At 65.1% G+C, this 16,523-nt stretch carries 16 protein-coding genes; 6 read left to right on the top strand and 10 right to left on the bottom strand.

All coding sequences use genetic code 11. The annotated features are described in order from the left end of the window. The first annotated feature begins 9 nt into the window (after positions 1 to 9). From NA5_RS02675 to NA5_RS02665, 3 genes are all read left to right on the top strand, one after another. Positions 10 to 3,843 (top strand): murein biosynthesis integral membrane protein MurJ, encoded by a 3,834-nt coding sequence (locus NA5_RS02675; protein ID WP_084483837.1) that lies wholly within the window; start codon positions 10 to 12, stop codon positions 3,841 to 3,843. A gap of 439 nt (positions 3,844 to 4,282) precedes the next feature. Continuing rightward, positions 4,283 to 4,816: an RNA polymerase sigma factor SigM gene (sigM, locus tag NA5_RS02670; RefSeq protein WP_062981724.1), complete on the top strand. Its 534-nt coding sequence runs from the start codon at positions 4,283 to 4,285 to the stop codon at positions 4,814 to 4,816. A gap of 96 nt (positions 4,817 to 4,912) precedes the next feature. Further along, positions 4,913 to 5,743 (top strand): RsmA family anti-sigma factor, encoded by an 831-nt coding sequence (locus NA5_RS02665; protein WP_062981521.1) that lies wholly within the window; start codon positions 4,913 to 4,915, stop codon positions 5,741 to 5,743. Between the two features lie 13 nt (positions 5,744 to 5,756). On the opposite strand, the gene NA5_RS40100 is transcribed toward NA5_RS02665, so the two are convergent. Further along, positions 5,757 to 5,894 (bottom strand): hypothetical protein, encoded by a 138-nt coding sequence (locus NA5_RS40100; protein ID WP_157110193.1) that lies wholly within the window; start codon positions 5,892 to 5,894, stop codon positions 5,757 to 5,759. 30 nt (positions 5,895 to 5,924) lie between these two features. Between NA5_RS40100 and trxB the strand changes: the two genes are divergently transcribed. The 3 genes from trxB (at position 5,925) to NA5_RS02650 (ending at position 8,716) form a co-directional block, all read left to right on the top strand. Beyond that, entirely contained in the window at positions 5,925 to 6,911 is a 987-nt protein-coding gene (trxB, locus tag NA5_RS02660; RefSeq protein ID WP_062981519.1) for a thioredoxin-disulfide reductase, read from the top strand. A 108-nt stretch (positions 6,912 to 7,019) separates the two neighbouring features. Further along, positions 7,020 to 7,346, top strand: coding sequence for a thioredoxin (trxA, locus tag NA5_RS02655; RefSeq protein ID WP_062981517.1), 327 nt, complete (start codon positions 7,020 to 7,022; stop codon positions 7,344 to 7,346). 173 nt (positions 7,347 to 7,519) lie between these two features. After that, positions 7,520 to 8,716, top strand: coding sequence for an N-acetylmuramoyl-L-alanine amidase (locus NA5_RS02650; protein WP_062981514.1), 1,197 nt, complete (start codon positions 7,520 to 7,522; stop codon positions 8,714 to 8,716). A 111-nt stretch (positions 8,717 to 8,827) separates the two neighbouring features. Here the strand turns inward: NA5_RS02650 and NA5_RS02645 are convergent, their stop codons facing one another. The 9 genes from NA5_RS02645 to rpmH all read right to left on the bottom strand — a co-directional run bounded on the left by NA5_RS02645 (position 8,828) and on the right by rpmH (position 15,960). After that, positions 8,828 to 9,559, bottom strand: coding sequence for a hypothetical protein (locus NA5_RS02645; RefSeq protein WP_062981513.1), 732 nt, complete (start codon positions 9,557 to 9,559; stop codon positions 8,828 to 8,830). A gap of 215 nt (positions 9,560 to 9,774) precedes the next feature. After that, complete coding sequence (locus tag NA5_RS02640; protein ID WP_062981511.1) at positions 9,775 to 10,803, bottom strand: ParB/RepB/Spo0J family partition protein; 1,029 nt, start codon at positions 10,801 to 10,803, stop codon at positions 9,775 to 9,777. A gap of 25 nt (positions 10,804 to 10,828) precedes the next feature. Then, positions 10,829 to 11,782: a ParA family protein gene (locus NA5_RS02635; protein WP_371856367.1), complete on the bottom strand. Its 954-nt coding sequence runs from the start codon at positions 11,780 to 11,782 to the stop codon at positions 10,829 to 10,831. Between the two features lie 615 nt (positions 11,783 to 12,397). After that, a complete protein-coding gene (gene rsmG, locus NA5_RS02630; RefSeq protein WP_062981507.1) occupies positions 12,398 to 13,132 on the bottom strand; it encodes a 16S rRNA (guanine(527)-N(7))-methyltransferase RsmG in 735 nt (244 codons plus the stop codon). 117 nt (positions 13,133 to 13,249) lie between these two features. Then, positions 13,250 to 13,768, bottom strand: a complete 519-nt coding sequence (locus NA5_RS02625; protein ID WP_062981722.1) for a Jag family protein — start codon at positions 13,766 to 13,768, stop codon at positions 13,250 to 13,252. 146 nt (positions 13,769 to 13,914) lie between these two features. Continuing rightward, positions 13,915 to 15,009, bottom strand: a complete 1,095-nt coding sequence (gene yidC, locus NA5_RS02620; RefSeq protein ID WP_062981505.1) for a membrane protein insertase YidC — start codon at positions 15,007 to 15,009, stop codon at positions 13,915 to 13,917. Positions 15,010 to 15,013: 4 nt separating this feature from the next. After that, complete coding sequence (gene yidD, locus NA5_RS39015; RefSeq protein WP_084483836.1) at positions 15,014 to 15,367, bottom strand: membrane protein insertion efficiency factor YidD; 354 nt, start codon at positions 15,365 to 15,367, stop codon at positions 15,014 to 15,016. Then, positions 15,364 to 15,795: a ribonuclease P protein component gene (gene rnpA / locus NA5_RS02615; protein ID WP_062981503.1), complete on the bottom strand. Its 432-nt coding sequence runs from the start codon at positions 15,793 to 15,795 to the stop codon at positions 15,364 to 15,366. The genes yidD and rnpA overlap by 4 nt, the downstream gene beginning before the upstream one ends. 21 nt (positions 15,796 to 15,816) lie before the next feature. Next, the gene (rpmH, locus tag NA5_RS39010; RefSeq protein ID WP_084483849.1) at positions 15,817 to 15,960 is read right to left on the bottom strand and encodes a 50S ribosomal protein L34; all 144 of its coding nucleotides are present in this window, start codon (positions 15,958 to 15,960) and stop codon (positions 15,817 to 15,819) included. Between the last annotated feature and the right edge of the window lie 563 nt (positions 15,961 to 16,523).

Raw genomic sequence — 16,523 nt, 5'->3', positions numbered from 1 at the left:
CCCCCGGCGATGCGGCAGCCTCCGATCGAACGCCAGCGACCGGTAGAGCATCAGCCGCCTGTCGAACGGCGGCAACCGGTTGAACAGCAGCACCGTCCCGCACCTCGGGAAGCCGCGCGGCCACGCACCCAGGAATGGCCCGCCACATCCGCATCGGCTCCGGTCGCCACCGATACCAAACAGAACGCGAGCTCGCGCCTGCTGCGCGACTCCGGATCGATCGCGATCGCCACCCTGATCAGCCGCGTCACCGGTTTCGGCAAACAGTTGCTGCTGCTGACCGCGCTGGGCCCGGCCGTCGCGAGTGCCTACACCTCGGCCAACCTGATCCCCAATATGATCACCGAGCTCGTCCTCGGCGCGGTCTTGACCGCGATGGTGGTGCCGACGCTGGTGCGCGCCGAACAAGAGGACGACGACGGCGGCGTCGCATTCGTCCGCAGGCTGGTGACCGCCGCCTTCGCGGTGCTCGCCGCTGCCACGCTGTTCGCCGCTGCGGCGACGCCGGTGCTGGCGACCAGGGTCTTCGTCTCATCGGACGGCAAGGTCAATACCGAACTCACCACGGCGCTGACCTATCTATTGGTGCCCGCCATCCTGTTCTACGGCATGTCGGCGCTGTTCACGGCGATCCTGAATACCCGCCAGAACTTCAAACCCGGGGCATGGGCGCCGGTGCTGAACAACCTCGTCGTGCTGGTCGTGCTCGGTCTCTATGCCCTGACACCGGGCGAGATCACGCTGGATCCGGTCCGGATGAGCGACCCGAAACTGCTCGTCCTCGGCGGTGGCATCACCCTCGGTGTGGCCACCCAGGCGCTGAGCCTGCTGCCCGCGATCAAGCGCAATCAGATCGATCTGCGGCCGCTGTGGGGCATCGACGCGCGGCTCAAGCAGTTCGGCAAGATGGGTTCGGCCATCATCCTGTACGTGGTGATCAGCCAGATCGGTCTGATCGTCTCGAACCACATCGCATCGGCGGCCGACGAGGCGGGCCCGGCGATCTATACCAATGCCTGGCTGCTGCTGCAGCTGCCCTACGGCGTGCTCGGTGTCACGCTGCTCACCGCGATCATGCCGCGGCTGAGCCGCAACGCGGCCGCCGATGACACCCCCGCCGTCGTGGATGATCTGTCCGTCGCCACCCGCTTGACGATGATCGCCCTGGTTCCGGTGGTCACCTTCCTGACGCTGGCCGGACCGCAGGTCGGCGAGGCGCTGTTCGGTTACGCGCGGTTCTCCGGCGACGCCGCACGCCTCGGCGAGGCGGTGAGCTGGTCGGCCTTCGCGCTGATTCCGTATTCCCTCGTGCTGATCCATCTGCGCGTGTTCTACGCCAGGGAACAGGCCTGGACGCCGACGTGGATCATCCTCGGCATCACCACGATCAAGATCCTGTTCTCGGCGCTGGCGCCGGTGCTGGCCAGCAGCAGCGATCAGGTCGTGATCATCCTCGGTGTCGCGACTGGACTCGGCTTCCTGGCCGGAGCCGTGATCGGCGGCTATCTGCTGCATCAGAGCCTCGGCGATCTGCGCATGGTCAATGTCGGACGCACCGTGAGCCGCGTCCTGCTGTCCTCGATCGCGGGCGGCGCGGTCATGCTCATCGTGGACAAGGTGCTCGGGCTCGACCGGCTCTCCGGCGGACCCGGCTCGCTGATCCGGGTGATCATCTCGGCCATCGTGATGTTCGCGGTCGCCTTCGGGTTGATGCGTCTTGCCGGTATCCCGGAGATCGTCGCGATCACCGTCGCGATCTCCCGGCGCCTCGGCTTCACCCCGCCCGCGCCCGATCTCGATCTCGACGGCCCGGTCGAGGACGAGTACGCGACACAGGTGTTCCGGCGCCCCGAGCCGTATGTGGCATACCCTGGTTTCGATCCGTACATGGATGCCCAAACCATGGTGCTACCCGTGATCCGAGCTCATACCGTTGACAGCACCGGTATGGGTGAGTTCCCGTACCCTGTTCGGCAGAGAAGCACAAGTGGCGAGTTCGCCGGAACTTCGACATATCAGGGCGAAGGAGGAACGAGGGTGAGCGACGACGCGGCGCTGGGCGGCGTCCCAGCCGCCGAATCTGCTACGACCAAGGCAGGCGGGCTCTCCACAGATGTTTCGCCCGCCGGAGAGGCCTCCGATCCCGCATACGCGAATCAGGGTGCCGATACTGGTCCGCCGGAGCATGATTCGGCGCCCGGGTCCGGTGAGCAACCGCGGGAGGCCCCGCAGCGCGATCCGATGTACGACACCGGGATGATCCCGATCCCGCCGCAGCTACCGCCGATCGACGAGGCCGGTCGAAGAACTCCGCGCGGCCCCAAGCTGATTCCGGGCGCCTCGGTAGCGGGCGGCCGCTACCGGCTGCTCGCGAGTCACGGCGGATCCCGCGGACTCAAGTTCTGGCAGGCGCTCGATATCAAGCTCGACCGCGAGGTCGCGCTCACCTTCGTCGACGCCGATCAGAAGGCCACCGACAACTCCGGCCACGACGGTCCGCAGGCCATCCTGTCGCGCACGCTGCGCTTGGGCCGGATCAACTCGCCGGGCCTGGCCCGCGTGCTGGATGTGGTGCGCGGCAGCTCCGGCGGCATCGTGGTGGCCGAATGGACGCCCGGCCGGTCGCTGCGCGAGATGGCGGAGACGGTGCCCTCACCCATCGGTGCCGCCCGTGCCATTCGGGCACTGGCCTCGGCCGCCGAACTGGCGCATCGCGGTGGTGGCTCGCTGTCCATCGACCATCCGGACCGGGTCCGGATCAGCGCCACCGGTGACGCGGTACTCGCCTTCCCTGGCACACTGTCCGATTCCGACGCGCAATCCGATGTGCGCGGCCTCGGCGCCATGCTCTACGCGCTGATCACCGCGCGCTGGCCGATTCGCGCGGGCGGCTTGACCGGTACCGCCGCGACGGTCGGCGGGTTGCGACTGGCCGATTTCGGTTCCGACGGCACCCCCGTGGAACCGCGGGAGATCCGACCCGAGGTGCCGTTCGAGATCTCGGCGGTGGCGGTCCGTTCGCTGGAATCGAATAAGGGTGTGCGCACCGCGGCGACCGTGCAGCATGTCCTCGAACAGGCCTCGGTGGTCGATCAGAAGACCGATTTCATCCCGGTGCTCCGCCTCGGTCAGCGTCCGCCGAGCGGCCCCGAGGAATCGCTCGCAGATCCGGAATTGCTTGCGGCCGAACGGGAACGCTCGCAGCGGATGATGTGGATCATGGTCGGGCTCGGCATCCTGGCCGCGCTCGTGGTCGGCATCATCATCTGGTGGATGGTCAGCGTCTTCGCTCCGACCGCCTCGGACGCACCGCTCAACGAGCAGCGCAATATCGGCCTCACCACGAACAGTTCGCCCGCGCCCGCGCCGACCTCAGGTGGTTCGACGGGGACGGCAGCGGGCGGGGTGCCGGTTCCGGTGACGAGTGTGTCGGTCTTCTCCCCGGAGGGCACGCCGGACAATGTCAGCGGTACCGGTGCGGTGCTCGATCACGATCCGGGCACCGTCTGGCGCACCGATCAGTACTTCCAGCAGTTCCCGGCGCTCAAGAAGGGCGTCGGGCTGCTGGCTACCCTGCCGAGTCCGGCCAAGCTGACGAGCGTCTCGATCGAATCGCCGAGTTCGGGTACCTCGGTCGAGATTCGCACCTCGCCGACGTCGTCACCGACGCTGGACCAGACCCAGCTGATCGGTTCGGCACGACTAGAGAACGGCATCACCGAAATCCCGGTCCGCGGCGATCAGGCGGCCCGGTATGTGCTCGTGTGGATCACCGGACTCGGCAATTCCGGTGGCCAGTTCCAGACCTCGATCGCCGAAATCCGCTTCGACGCCGCGGCATGACCACTCTCGGAGTTTTCCGGCCGCACCAGTAAGCGCAGCTGGGACCGCATTCAGGTCCTTTGCGAAGTGCCCGTTGACTTTTGGGCCCGCTCGACGAGTTACCGATGTTCTTGCGAATGTTCTCGCATCCCGCCCGCCGGTGTCGATTCCCCGGGCATACCGCACGATTCAGCCCTGACTGGTCTGGTTGCTGCCAATTCTTTACTGACGATATGATCTAGCCGCGCTCTCACAGCAGGGGGAGCTCCCCGGGTTCTGGTTGTTCGATCCTGGATGCTGCGAAATTTCGATGGCGGTCGCGTGTCCGTCATCGCCGTGAGAGCTGTCCAAGGGGTTGGTTTTGCCGTCCGAACTGAACGAGGACTCCCACGGAGGGAAGTCGCGGCCTGTTGCGTTCCGCGAGCGTTCGTTCGTTCCCGACGAGCTCACCGACGTCGAATTGCTGCAAGCCCATGTCCGCGGCCAGCGGCATGCCTTCGCCGAACTGCTGCGCCGCCACCACGACCACCTCTGGCAGACCGCCATGCGCACCTCCTATACCCGTGAGGACGCGGCGGATTCGCTGCAGGACGCCCTGCTCTCGGCACACCGCACCGCCGCAGGCTTCCGAGCCGAGTCCGAGGTGCGCAGCTGGCTGCACGCCATCGTGGTGAATGCCTGCCTGGACCGGATCCGGCGCAACAAGATCCGCCGCGCGGTATCGCTATCGCCGGAGACCATGCCGGAACCCAAGGACACCCGCGACGATATCGCCGAACTCGAGATGTCCCTCGTCATCGACCGCGCGCTGTTCACACTGCCGGAGGACCAGCGGGCAGCGCTTGTCGCGGTGGAACTCGAGGGGCGTAGTGTCGCGGAGACAGCGGCGCTGCTCGGCGTTCCGGAGGGCACCATCAAGAGCCGATGCGCGCGGGGACGGCTGCGGCTGCGAGAACGTTTGGAATTTCTGCGTGATCCGCGGAACCGGAAGTAGCTGAGATGCGTCATTAATACTGACGGACAACCAGACGATGTACAGGCAGTGCCCGCGCCGTGCGGGCGGGCATCCAGTCGAGAACCCGGAGGTGCGATGGCGAACCGACCCATTCCGCAGCCTCCGTTCTCGCCCGAACTGCTCGCCGATCTACACGCCGACAATGTGGCCCCGGAGCTGAGTGAGCAGCTGTGGCCGATAGTCCGCAATGATCCGGATGCCTTGCGGTTTCTGAACTCGCTCGATGACGTCAGCGCCGAATTGCGCGCGCTCGGTCGGGATGAGCACGTCATCCATGCCATGCCCGCCGATATCGCGGCCCGGCTGGAGGAGTTCGTCGAAGGCCTCGATGCGGCGCAGCAGCCCACCGAGCAGGTCGCAACCGTCCACCGGCTGTCACCGGCCACCGCATGGCCGGAATCGTCTGCCGCGGTGTGGTCCGAATCCGCCGATGGCGCAATGGATTCCGGGCAGTCGAACCTCGAAGCGCCGATTCCGCTGGCGCGACGCCGTACCCGCAATCTCCGCTGGCTCGCGGCGGCGGCCGCCGTGATCGCTGTGCTGGCCTGTGTCGCGGTCGCGGTCGCGGTCGACGCGTTGCGCGGGCACGAGATGGCCCCGAGCGCCCAACCGACCACCAACAATGTGCGACTCGGTGACGAACTCGACGCCACCGTCGCGCTCACCGCCCTCGGTCGCAATGACGTCACCGGCGCACTCGGCACTCCGGCGGCCCTGAATCGCTGCGTCCACGCCAATGGCCTGGATCGCACCGTGCTCGGCTCGACCGACACCACCTTCCAGGGCAGGGACGCCGTGCTGATCCTGCTCACCGGCCCACGCCCGCACAAGATCACCGCACTGGTCGTCGGAATCGGTTGCGGCGCCGACGATCCGCAGCAGTTGGCCCGCACCGATATCGGTTAGGCAGTGGGCGACGTCACGTCGTGCGGTTGTCCCACATCACCTCGGGAACAACACCGTTTACCCTGTTGTTGACCGACACGTCCAACGAATTTCCCTCGGAAGGGTCACCCGTGAGCGAGCGAACAATCAATACAGCCAACTCGTTGGTCATGGTGGAGCCGAGCGCAAGCGAGGCACAGGCATGAGCAACGCAGTTCGCGACTTGATCATCGTCGGCTCTGGACCCGCTGGCTACACCGCCGCCGTCTACGCGGCCCGCGCCGAACTCCAGCCCCTGCTGTTCGAGGGCACCCAGTTCGGTGGCGCACTGATGACCACCACCGAGGTCGAAAACTTCCCCGGCTTCCGCGCGGGCATCATGGGCCCGGATCTCATGGAGGAGATGCGCGAACAGGCCAAACGCTTCGGCGCGGATATCCGTACCGAGGATGTGGACGCGATCGATCTGACCGGTCCGATCAAGACGGTCACCGTCGGCGATGAGACCTACCAGGCCTATGCCGTCATCCTCGCCATGGGCTCGGCCGCGCGCTATCTGAACGTCCCCGGTGAGCAGAAGCTGCTCGGCCGCGGTGTCAGCGCCTGCGCCACCTGCGACGGCTTCTTCTTCAAGGGCCAGGACATCGTCGTGGTCGGCGGCGGCGACTCCGCGATGGAGGAGGCGACCTTCCTGACCAAGTTCGCCAGCAGTGTCACCATCGTGCACCGCCGTGAGGAATTCCGCGCCTCACGCATCATGCTGGAGCGCGCCAAGGCCAACGAGAAGATCAAGTTCGTACTCAATGCCGAGGTCGCCGCCGTCAACGGCGATACCAGCGTGACCAGCCTCACCCTGCGCGATACCCGCACCGGTGAGACCTCCGAGCTGGCCGCGACCGGTCTGTTCGTGGCGATCGGTCACGATCCGCGCAGCGAGCTGGTCAAGGATCAGGTGGAACTGGACGACGAGGGCTACGTGCAGGTGCTGCACCCCACCACCGCGACCGCGGTGCCCGGTGTCTTCGCCGCGGGCGATCTGGTCGACCACACCTACCGCCAGGCCATCACCGCCGCTGGCACCGGCTGCCGCGCCGCGATCGACGCCGAGCGCTGGCTGGCCGAACAGGGCGACATCACCTCGAACACCCTGGATCACGCGGGCAACTCGGTTGCCGTGCCCGCCAACTGATCTCATCACTTTTGCACTACCCGCGGCGTGAGCGACGGGCCCGGAGGCGGTAGCTTGCGTGACCACGGAGGGCCCCGGGAACGTCGCAATTCAACAAAGGAGATACCCATGTCCGAAAACACGGTCACCGTGACCGACGCGTCCTTCGCCGACGATGTGCTGCTCAGCGAGAAGCCGGTACTCGTCGACTTCTGGGCCGACTGGTGCGGTCCGTGCAAGATGGTCGCCCCGGTGCTGGAGGAGATCGCGGGCACGCATGCGGATAAGCTGACCGTGGCCAAGGTCGATGTGGATGCCAATCCGGGCGTCGCCCGCGATTATCAGATCCTCTCACTGCCAACTATGATGCTGTTCTCCGGCGGCAAGCCGGTCAAGCAGATCGTCGGCGCGAAGGGCAAAGCCGCCCTGCTGCGTGAACTCGACGGCATCATCTGACGTATTCGTCAAACAACGCCGTCAATCGACGACGCGCCGTAGGATGCCTGGACGCCGGGAATTGCTGTATTCCGGTCCGGGTCTGAGACAATCGACCGACCTCCGGTCGTGCGACGGTGTGAGCCATCGCATGAGTGGGTACCCGGGTTGACGGAAGGAAAGGGCTCTCACGCATGCACCGACTTCGTCACGGCGATACCGGTCCAGCCGTCGCCGAGGTTCGGAGCACCCTGGCAAGTCTCGGGTTTCTGCATACGCACTCCGCCGCAACAGACCACACTGATGCGCGAGAGTACTGGATGGACACCGACGCTTCCTTCGATCGCCAGCTCGACTCGGCGGTTCGCGCCTTCCAACAGCATCGCGGACTGCTGGTCGACGGTGTCGTCGGACCGGCTACCTACCGCGCGCTCAAGGAAGCCTCCTATCGCCTGGGTGCCCGCACATTGATCTATCAGCTGTCCGCGCCGCTCTACGGCGACGATGTGGCAACGCTGCAGCGTCGGCTACAGGACCTCGGTTTCTATGTGCACCGCGTCGACGGTTACTTCGGCCCGCACACCCATGAGGCGCTCACCGCATTCCAGCGGGAGATCGGCTTGGCCGCGGACGGCATCTGCGGTCCGGATACGCTGCGCTCGCTGGAGCTGCTCGGGGCGCGCGTCACCGGCGGCAATCCGCATCGGATTGCCGAGGAGGAGGTCGTGCACCGGGCCGGGCCGCAGCTCACCGGCAAGCGGATCGTCATCGATCCCGGTCTCGGTGGCCCGGATAAGGGCTTCGCGGTGCCGACCGAATACGGCGATGTCTACGAGTCGGAGATCCTCTGGGATCTGGCCAGCAGGCTGGAGGGTCGGATGGCCGCCACCGGCATGGAAACGTTCCTGTCGCGGCCGTGGGGGGCCAATCCGACGGATGCCGAGCGCGCGGATACCTCCAATGCCTTCGACGCCGATCTGATGATCTCGCTGCGCTGCGCGACGAATCCGAGTCCGTCCGCCAACGGCGTCGCGAGCTTCCACTTCGGCAACTCGCACGGGTCGGTATCGATGATCGGCCAGGTGCTCGCCGGGTTCATCCAGCGTGAGGTGGTCGCGCGAACCTCGTTGCAGGACTGCCGCACTCACTCGCGCACCTGGGATCTATTGCGGCTCACCAAGATGCCGACGGTTCAGGTCGATATCGGTTATCTCACAAACGAATACGATGCGTCCGTGCTCACCAATCCGCGGATGCGCGATGTGATCGCCGAGGCCATCCTCATCTCGGTGAAGCGGCTGTATCTGCTCGGCCAGGATGATCAGCCAACGGGCACATACACTTTCGCCGAGTTGCTGGCGGAGGAATTGGCCGCCGCCGACCGAATGTAGCGAATTACCTTCTGGCTCAATAGATTACGAACAACCAAAATACTTCCGATACGAGTGCGCCCCTGCCGACGAATCCGTCAGCAGGGGCGCACTGTTTGTTTATACGGAACTTCAGGGTGCTCCCACGCGGAAGGGGACCGTCAGGGATGCGGCGGCGAGCAGCTGATCAAGCGCGCGCTCGACATCTTCCTTCCAGCCGTGATCGGAGTCGAGCTCCAAGCGCAGCCGGGGAAAACGGTGGTGCGGTGCCACCACTTCGAAACCGACGTCCTCCAGAAAGTCGGCCTCGATCATGCAGGTCTCCGGCGAACATTCGGTCGCCTTACCGGCCGAGGCGGCATCTCGGACCGGTGACCCGATCCGCTCCATCAGGCGCATGGAGCCGAGCGAACGATCCGACATCGCGGTTGCCGGGGGATCGGTGCGAATGCCGAAAGCCTCCAACGCACGTACACCGCGACGCACCAGATCGGCCACCACGGCCGTCATGAGGCGATGGGCTACATCGGCATCCTGATACGGGAATTCGGCCCGCAGCGTGGTCAGCAGGACCGCATCCGGGCTGACCGGCGATGTGGGGAAGAGACCGGCACGCGGTACCGCGCTCGGTGGCGAATACAGCGCACACCCCGCGACATTGCCGTCCACATTCGCGACCTGACCGCACGAACCCCACTCCAGCATGACCGTGGAGAGCCAGGCCTCCTTCTCGAAGACCGGATCACTGAACTCACGGGAAGTCGCGGCGACGGCCGGATCGATCTCCCAGAACACGCAACGCCGCGCATGCGCGGGTAACCTGTCGAGTCCGCCGAGGGTTAGTGCTGTGACGCTGGTCGACACCGCTCTGCTCAGCCTCCAGCTATCCGATTCATCCACACTCACGCTGCATTCACTCGCCAGCAAGAATATGCGATCAAAGCGAACCCGCCTCATTCCACGTCGCTGTGCTGTTGGTAAGGAGCCCCTCCGTAGGAGGATTTTCTGCGCCGTCACAGTGACGTTTCGACGCCGAATACCCGCCTACCGGAAACACACGGCTATTTCTGCCACTTCTGTTACTTGCCGAGCTGCTGCTGCTCCATCATGCCTACGATGCGTTCGAGGTCTTCGACCGAACCGAATTCGACGACGATCTTGCCCTTCCGCTTGCCGAGACTCACGGTGACGCGAGTGTCGAAGGATTCCGACAGCCGCTCGGCCACATCCTGCAAACCCGGCATATGAATCGGCTTGCGCCGGGGGGCAGGGGGAGCGGCCGTATCCGGATCCCGGTTCGCCAGGGTGACGGCTTCCTCGGTGGCCCGGACCGACAATCCCTCGGCGACGATGCGGGCGGCGAGTACCTCTTGGGCGTCGGCGCCTGCCTCGAGACCGAGCAGCGCGCGAGCGTGTCCGGCGGACAGAACACCGGCCGCGACCCGGCGCTGCACCGGGATCGGCAGTTTCAACAGGCGAATCATATTCGTCACCACCGGTCGGGATCGACCGATTCGAGCGGCCAATTCCTCATGGGTGACCTCGAATTCCTCGAGCAGCTGCTGATAGGCCGCCGCCTCTTCGAGCGGGTTCAGCTGCACCCGGTGGATGTTCTCCAAGAGGGCATCCCGCAGCATCGCGTCGTCCGCGGTCTCGCGGACAATGGCCGGAATGGCCGCGAGCCCGGCCTCCTGGCAAGCGCGCCAACGACGCTCGCCCATGACGATCTGATACTTGTCCACTCCCGGCTCGAGCCGACGCACCACGATGGGCTGCATCAGGCCGAATTCCTTGATGGAGTGCACAAGTTCGGCGAGCGCGTCTTCCTCGAAGACGTGGCGCGGCTGCTTCGGATTCGGTTCGATCTGCTCCGGCGGAATCTCGCGATAGGTCGCACCGCCATCCGACAGCTGCTCATCGCCGGGGTCCGGGACCCGATGCAGGAAGGCGGAGGCCGGTTGCGGTCCGATCGGATCGACGCCGATGACGACATTGGCTGCGGCGCTGCCGAGTCCAGGTGTGGCACCGAGTCCAGGTGTGGCCGCTGGCCCCGTCGGAATCAATGCGGCAAGTCCGCGGCCTAGCCCGCCCTTCTTCGCCTGAGTCATCGGCTACCGACCCTTTCCTCGTTCGTCATTGCGCGCGCTCTGCCGCACCCGGTCGAATCACCGTGCGCGCGGCCATTTCGCGACCGGCGTCCAGATAACTCATCGCACCCCGGGAGCCTGGATCATAATCGAGAACCGTCATGCCATAGCCCGGCGCCTCGGAGACCTTCACACTGCGGGGGATGACCGACTTCAGCACCACATCGCCGAAGTGCCCGCGCACCTCCTCGGCGACCTGGTCGGCCAACTTGGTTCGACCGTCGTACATCGTGAGAATCACCGTCGACACATGTAGTTCGGGATTCAGATGCGCCTGCACCAAACCGATATTGCGGAGCAGCTGTCCGACACCCTCCAGCGCGTAGTACTCGCACTGGATCGGGATCAGCACCTCCTTGGCCGCGACGAGCGCGTTGACGGTGAGCAGACCGAGCGACGGCGGGCAGTCGATCATCACGTAATCGATGTCGTACCCGGCGATGTTGGCCTCCTGGATGGCGGCCTTGAGTCGTCCCTCCCTGGCCACCATGGAAACCAATTCGATCTCGGCACCGGCCAGATCGATGGTCGCCGGAATGCACAGCAGACGCTCACTGTGCGGGCTCTGCTGAATCGCATCCTTCACCGACACCTCGCCGATGAGGAGTTCGTAACTGGACGGGACGCCCGAGTGATGTTCGATGCCCAGGGCGGTGCTGGCATTGCCCTGGGGATCGAGGTCGATCACGAGAACCGTCATCCCGGTATGCGCCAAGGCGGCCGCGAGATTCACGGCGGTTGTCGTCTTCCCGACGCCACCCTTCTGATTGGCGATGGTGATGATCCGTTGCTCGTGCGGTTTCGGCACTGTCACCTTTCCTGGATGCAATATCTGGCTTGCACGTTGGGCTTCGGCCGCTATCGGGGTCTCACTGGGGGAGATGTGCCCGAACGGTGTGCTTCCGAATGCCTCCGCATCGAAGGTGCTGGAGTCCAGCATCCCCGGCACGCGCGACGTTGTTTCCCGTGAAACATTCGCCGGACCGCTCGACATAGACAGCTCCTAACGCGAGAACCTCAGATCACATGCGCCCGACCGAATTCGGCGCCGTGTCATCACTAGCTGTGTCGGATCGAACTTGATGCTCAATCGGGACCGCGGCGCCCGATCGACCGAGCGGAGCTCCCGCCGCTGCGACACTCACATTCCACCGTGGCACCAACGCTCACGCCCGACGCTCACTAGCTTGCCAGCACTCAGCGCGATAAGAAAGCTGAATCGCGGCATCGCACAAAGGACACGCGAATCTGCGTCGAATCGCGTCGCCGCTAACAAGTTTGACGCGCTCGATTGGCTGTTTCACATGAAACATGAAGTCGCGAACCGGCACCGGAGTTCTGTTTCATATGAAACATCGAATACGCCTCCGTGCCGCACGGTCTCTACGCCAGGCGCTCTCGTGTCCAATTAGCCTCGCGCAATTGGGGTCATCGATTTCCCCATCCCAGGGCACCGGATTCAAAACGTCACGTGAAGTTACGCGCCGAAGTCCGTCGCGATGTGGACGCCCACACGCGCCGTTTCACATGAAACATTGCCGCGAATCGAGTACGGCTACTTCGACTTCGACTTTCGCGCCGACCTACCGGCCCGGCGCGAAGGACGCTCAGCGCGCGGCAGTCGCTCGGCACTGATCACCAGAGTGGGAGTGGAGACGAGCCCGGCACCGCATTCCAGCACCGTCGCATTCCCCGCCCCCACCTTCGCCAGTGCCTCACCGTCGCGCTCGAGTTCCTCCGCCGCGCTGACTCCCTTCAGCGCGAGCATCCGTCCATGATCGCGCAGCAGCGGGACGGACCACTGCGCCAGCTTCGCCAGCGGCGCCACCGCGCGAGAAGTCACCACATCGGCGCCGCCCGCTTCCTTCAACACACCCGACTGCTCCGCCCGACCGCGCACCACGGTGACATCGAGTCCGGCCGACTCGATGAATTCGCTCAGGAAGACGGTTCGCCGCAGCAGCGGCTCGACCAAGGTGATTCGGAGATCCGGACGCGCGATCGCCAATGGGATTCCGGGCAGTCCGGCACCGCTGCCGATATCGACCACGGTGGCGCCCTCCGCCATCAACTCACCGACCACCGCGCAGTTGAGAATGTGTCGATCCCATAGCCTCGGCACCTCGCGGGGCCCGATCAGTCCACGTTCGACGCCAGCGGCGGCGAGGGCGGCACAATACCGACGCGCGAGATCCAGCCGGTCTCCGAAAACCACCGCGGCCGCGGCCGGGGGCGCCAGTTCATTCGGCAACGCGGTGATGCCACCGAGATCTCGTTCCACGTGAAACATCCTTCCGAACTCGAGTCGATCAGTGCGGCGATGGGGCCAGGGAGGGAACACATCCAAGACATGAAGAGGGCCTCCGATCCGAAGACCGGAGGCCCTAATCCAATCACAGAGCGTGATTCAGGCAGGCACCACGACAACGTGCCGATTCGGCTCGACGCCCTCGCTCTCGCTGCTGACGCCGTCGATAGCGGCGACCGCGTCGTGCACGATCTTCCGCTCGAACGGAGTCATCGGTGCCAACGGCTCCGGCTTACCGGATTCCAGCACCCGCTCTGCCGCTGCGGTGCCGAGCGCACTCAACTCCGAGCGACGCTTGGCACGCCAACCGGCCACGTCGAGCATGAGGCGACTGCGCACTCCCGTCGCCTGCTGCACGGCCAGCCGGGTCAGTTCTTGCAGCGCGTCCAGCACCTCGCCGTTGCGCCCGACCAACTTCGAGAGATCGCGGCCGCCATCGATGCTCACGACGGCGCGGTCGCCCTCGACATCGAGATCGATATCGCCATCGAAGTCGAGCACATCGAGCAACTGCTCGAGATAGTCGCCCGCGATTTCACCCTCCTCGATGAGAGCTTCTTCGGCATCGTTCGCGGCGTCGGTGGATTCGGCCCCCGCATCGGCTTCGCCGTTCACCATCGTCGTCGTCGCCACAGTGGCGTCCCCTCCGTCGGTTTCAACAGTCATTTGATTTCCTTCATCTGCTCATCGCGCGCGACCGGCGACCGGCACCGATCGGAGAACGCGAACAGGGTTGCTCAGAGATCCCGCAGGCGCGCGATGCGTCAGCGCCGTCGCTTCTGGTTGGGTCGCCCACGGTTGCCCGGTCGCTTCTGCCCGCCCGAACGCCGCTGTCCCGCCTTGGTCGGGGACTTCGCGGTGCCGTTCGTCGACGGTGCCGCGTCGACCGCGTCCACGGCATCGGCATTCGCATCGGCGGGTGTCGCATCGGCGGGTGACTGCTTCTTCTTCACATTGACCGGCTTCGCGCCGGGCTTCGGCGCGTTCTGCGCGCGCTGCTCCAGCTTCTGCTGCTTTTTGACTTCCTCTTCCTTCGCCATGCGGCCGAAGACGAGGTGCTGCTGTCCGTAGGTCCAGATGTTATTGGAGACCCAGTAGAGCAGGATGGCGATCGGCAGGAAGGGGCCACCGACCAGCACGCCGAGCGGGAACACCCACAGCGCGAGCTTGTTCATCATGGCCGACTGCGGGTTGGCGGCGGCCTCCGGACTCTGCCGGGCAACCGAGGCGCGCGCGTTGAAGTGCGTTGCCAAACCGGCGATCACCATCAGCGGAATGGAGACCAGCGCGATGCTCAGCTTGGTCGGCACACCGCCGTAATCGGCGAACGCCTGCAGCTGACTCGGCGGGCTGGTGATGAAGGCGGAGATGGGGGCACCGAAGATACGCGCACTCAGGAAGGACTGGACGTCGGTGGCGCTGAACACGTAGTTCGGCGTGTGCGCATTGTCGTAGGCCGACATGCCGAGCTGGCCGATGCCGGTGCCGGTGCGGTTGAACGAGCGAAGCACATGGAACAGGCCGAGGAAGACCGGAACCTGCGCGAGAATCGGCAGGCAGCCCATCAACGGATTGAAGCCGTGATCCTTCTGCAGCTTCTGCATCTCGGTCGCCATCTTCTGGCGATCGTTCTTGTACTTCTTCTGCAGCTCCTTGATCTGGGGCTGCAGCTCCTGCATCTGCTTGGTGGTGCGCACCTGCTTGACGAACGGCTTGTAGAGCACCAGGCGCAGCGTGAACACCAGGAACACCACGGCCAGTGCCCAGGTGAGACCGTTGTCCGCGCCGAACGCGAACCCGAAGACCCGATGCCAGAACCAGAGGATCCAGGACACCGGATAATAAATGAAGTCGAGCACGGCTCTATGCACTCCCGTCGTTCGTATCGCCGATCACCGCGCGCGGTGATCCTTTACAAGCGTGTGGCGCCGACGCCTGCTGGTCGGCGGCTGACTCGTTCCGTTCGCGTGTTTTTCGCTCCGGAACGGGATCCCACCCACCAGGGTGCCAGGGTGCGCATTTCGCCAATCGCACGACCGTCAATCCGAGGCCGACGAAAAGGCCGCGGGTGCGTAACGCGGTCACCGCGTACTCGCTACAGGTCGGAGTGAAACGACACACCGGCAGGCGCATGGGAGAGACATACGTCCGGTAGAGCTCAATCAGGAAGATCACCGTGTTCGCGGGTAGCCGAGCAACGGTGGAGCGCGCACTCATCCAGCACCGACCACGGTAGCCGATGGGCCGCCGATGTCGAGCTTGCGCAGCGCGCCACGCAGCTGACGGAGCAACTCTGTCGAGTCGGTGGTCGCGGCGCCAGGCAGCGCGCGGATCACGATGTCGGCATCGGCGGGTAGCTCGGCGATCACCTGACCGCACATATGACGCAGGCGGCGGGCAACGCGGTGTCGTATCACCGCGTTGCCCACCGCCTTGCTGACAATCAATCCGAACCGCGGACCGCCCACGCGGACCAACGATCCGGCCTCTGCCGCATCGCTTCGTCGTCCACTCGCGCCCATGACTCCGTCATACCCGTGCACGAGCGCGTGTACGACCAGATCTCGCCTCCCGATTCGCTGGCCGCGGCGCACCGTCCGGGAGAAGTCGGCACGATGATGCAACCGATACGGCTCAGGCAACACCCGAGCGTCCGAGAGCGAGGATCAGGCAGTGAGGGACTTGCGGCCCTTGCTGCGACGCGCGGAAACAATGGCGCGACCAGCGCGGGTGCGCATCCGGAGACGGAAGCCGTGGACCCGCGCCCGACGACGGTTGTTCGGCTGGAACGTCCGCTTGCCCTTGGCCACGGTCAACACTCCTCGAGTAGGTGGGCACCGTTCGGCGCCCAAAGCTTGTCGGTGATACGTCTTTTGCGCGATGAATCGCGAGGTGGTCATCATCGATGCGCGTCGGTCCTGGCGCACGAGGTCGATACGACCCGACACGGTCAGCACAAGACCGCCACCGCACCAAGGGGTGACTGTACGAGGGTACTGATCGGCAAAGTGCGGGTCAAACTCGGCCCACCCGTCCGGCGGCCTGTGCGGGACCGCTCAACTGGAGTCACGCATCCTGGGTATAACCGTGAGTTCGTCCACACCCCTAGGCGTCGGCCCGCCCACCGGCTAGGGTGTGTAGCCAGAGGATTGCTGCAGAACCGCAGGTCCAGGCCGGATACCGGCGGAGCGCAACCTCGTTTCACATTTCCCCAGGGTTCTCCACATCTGTGGATAATTGTGTGGAAAGACCCCTGGAGTGGCATATTCGTAGGGCCGACGGTGCCACGCCGCCGCCCGGATGGGGGACCCGGGCAGCGTCCGAACCGGTTACGGACGTTACGCGGAATCACAACATCGACTCAGCCATGGCC

Source organism: Nocardia anaemiae NBRC 100462 (assembly GCF_001612725.1).
Lineage (GTDB): Bacteria > Actinomycetota > Actinomycetes > Mycobacteriales > Mycobacteriaceae > Nocardia > Nocardia anaemiae.
This window is presented reverse-complemented; position numbering and strand designations above follow the sequence as displayed.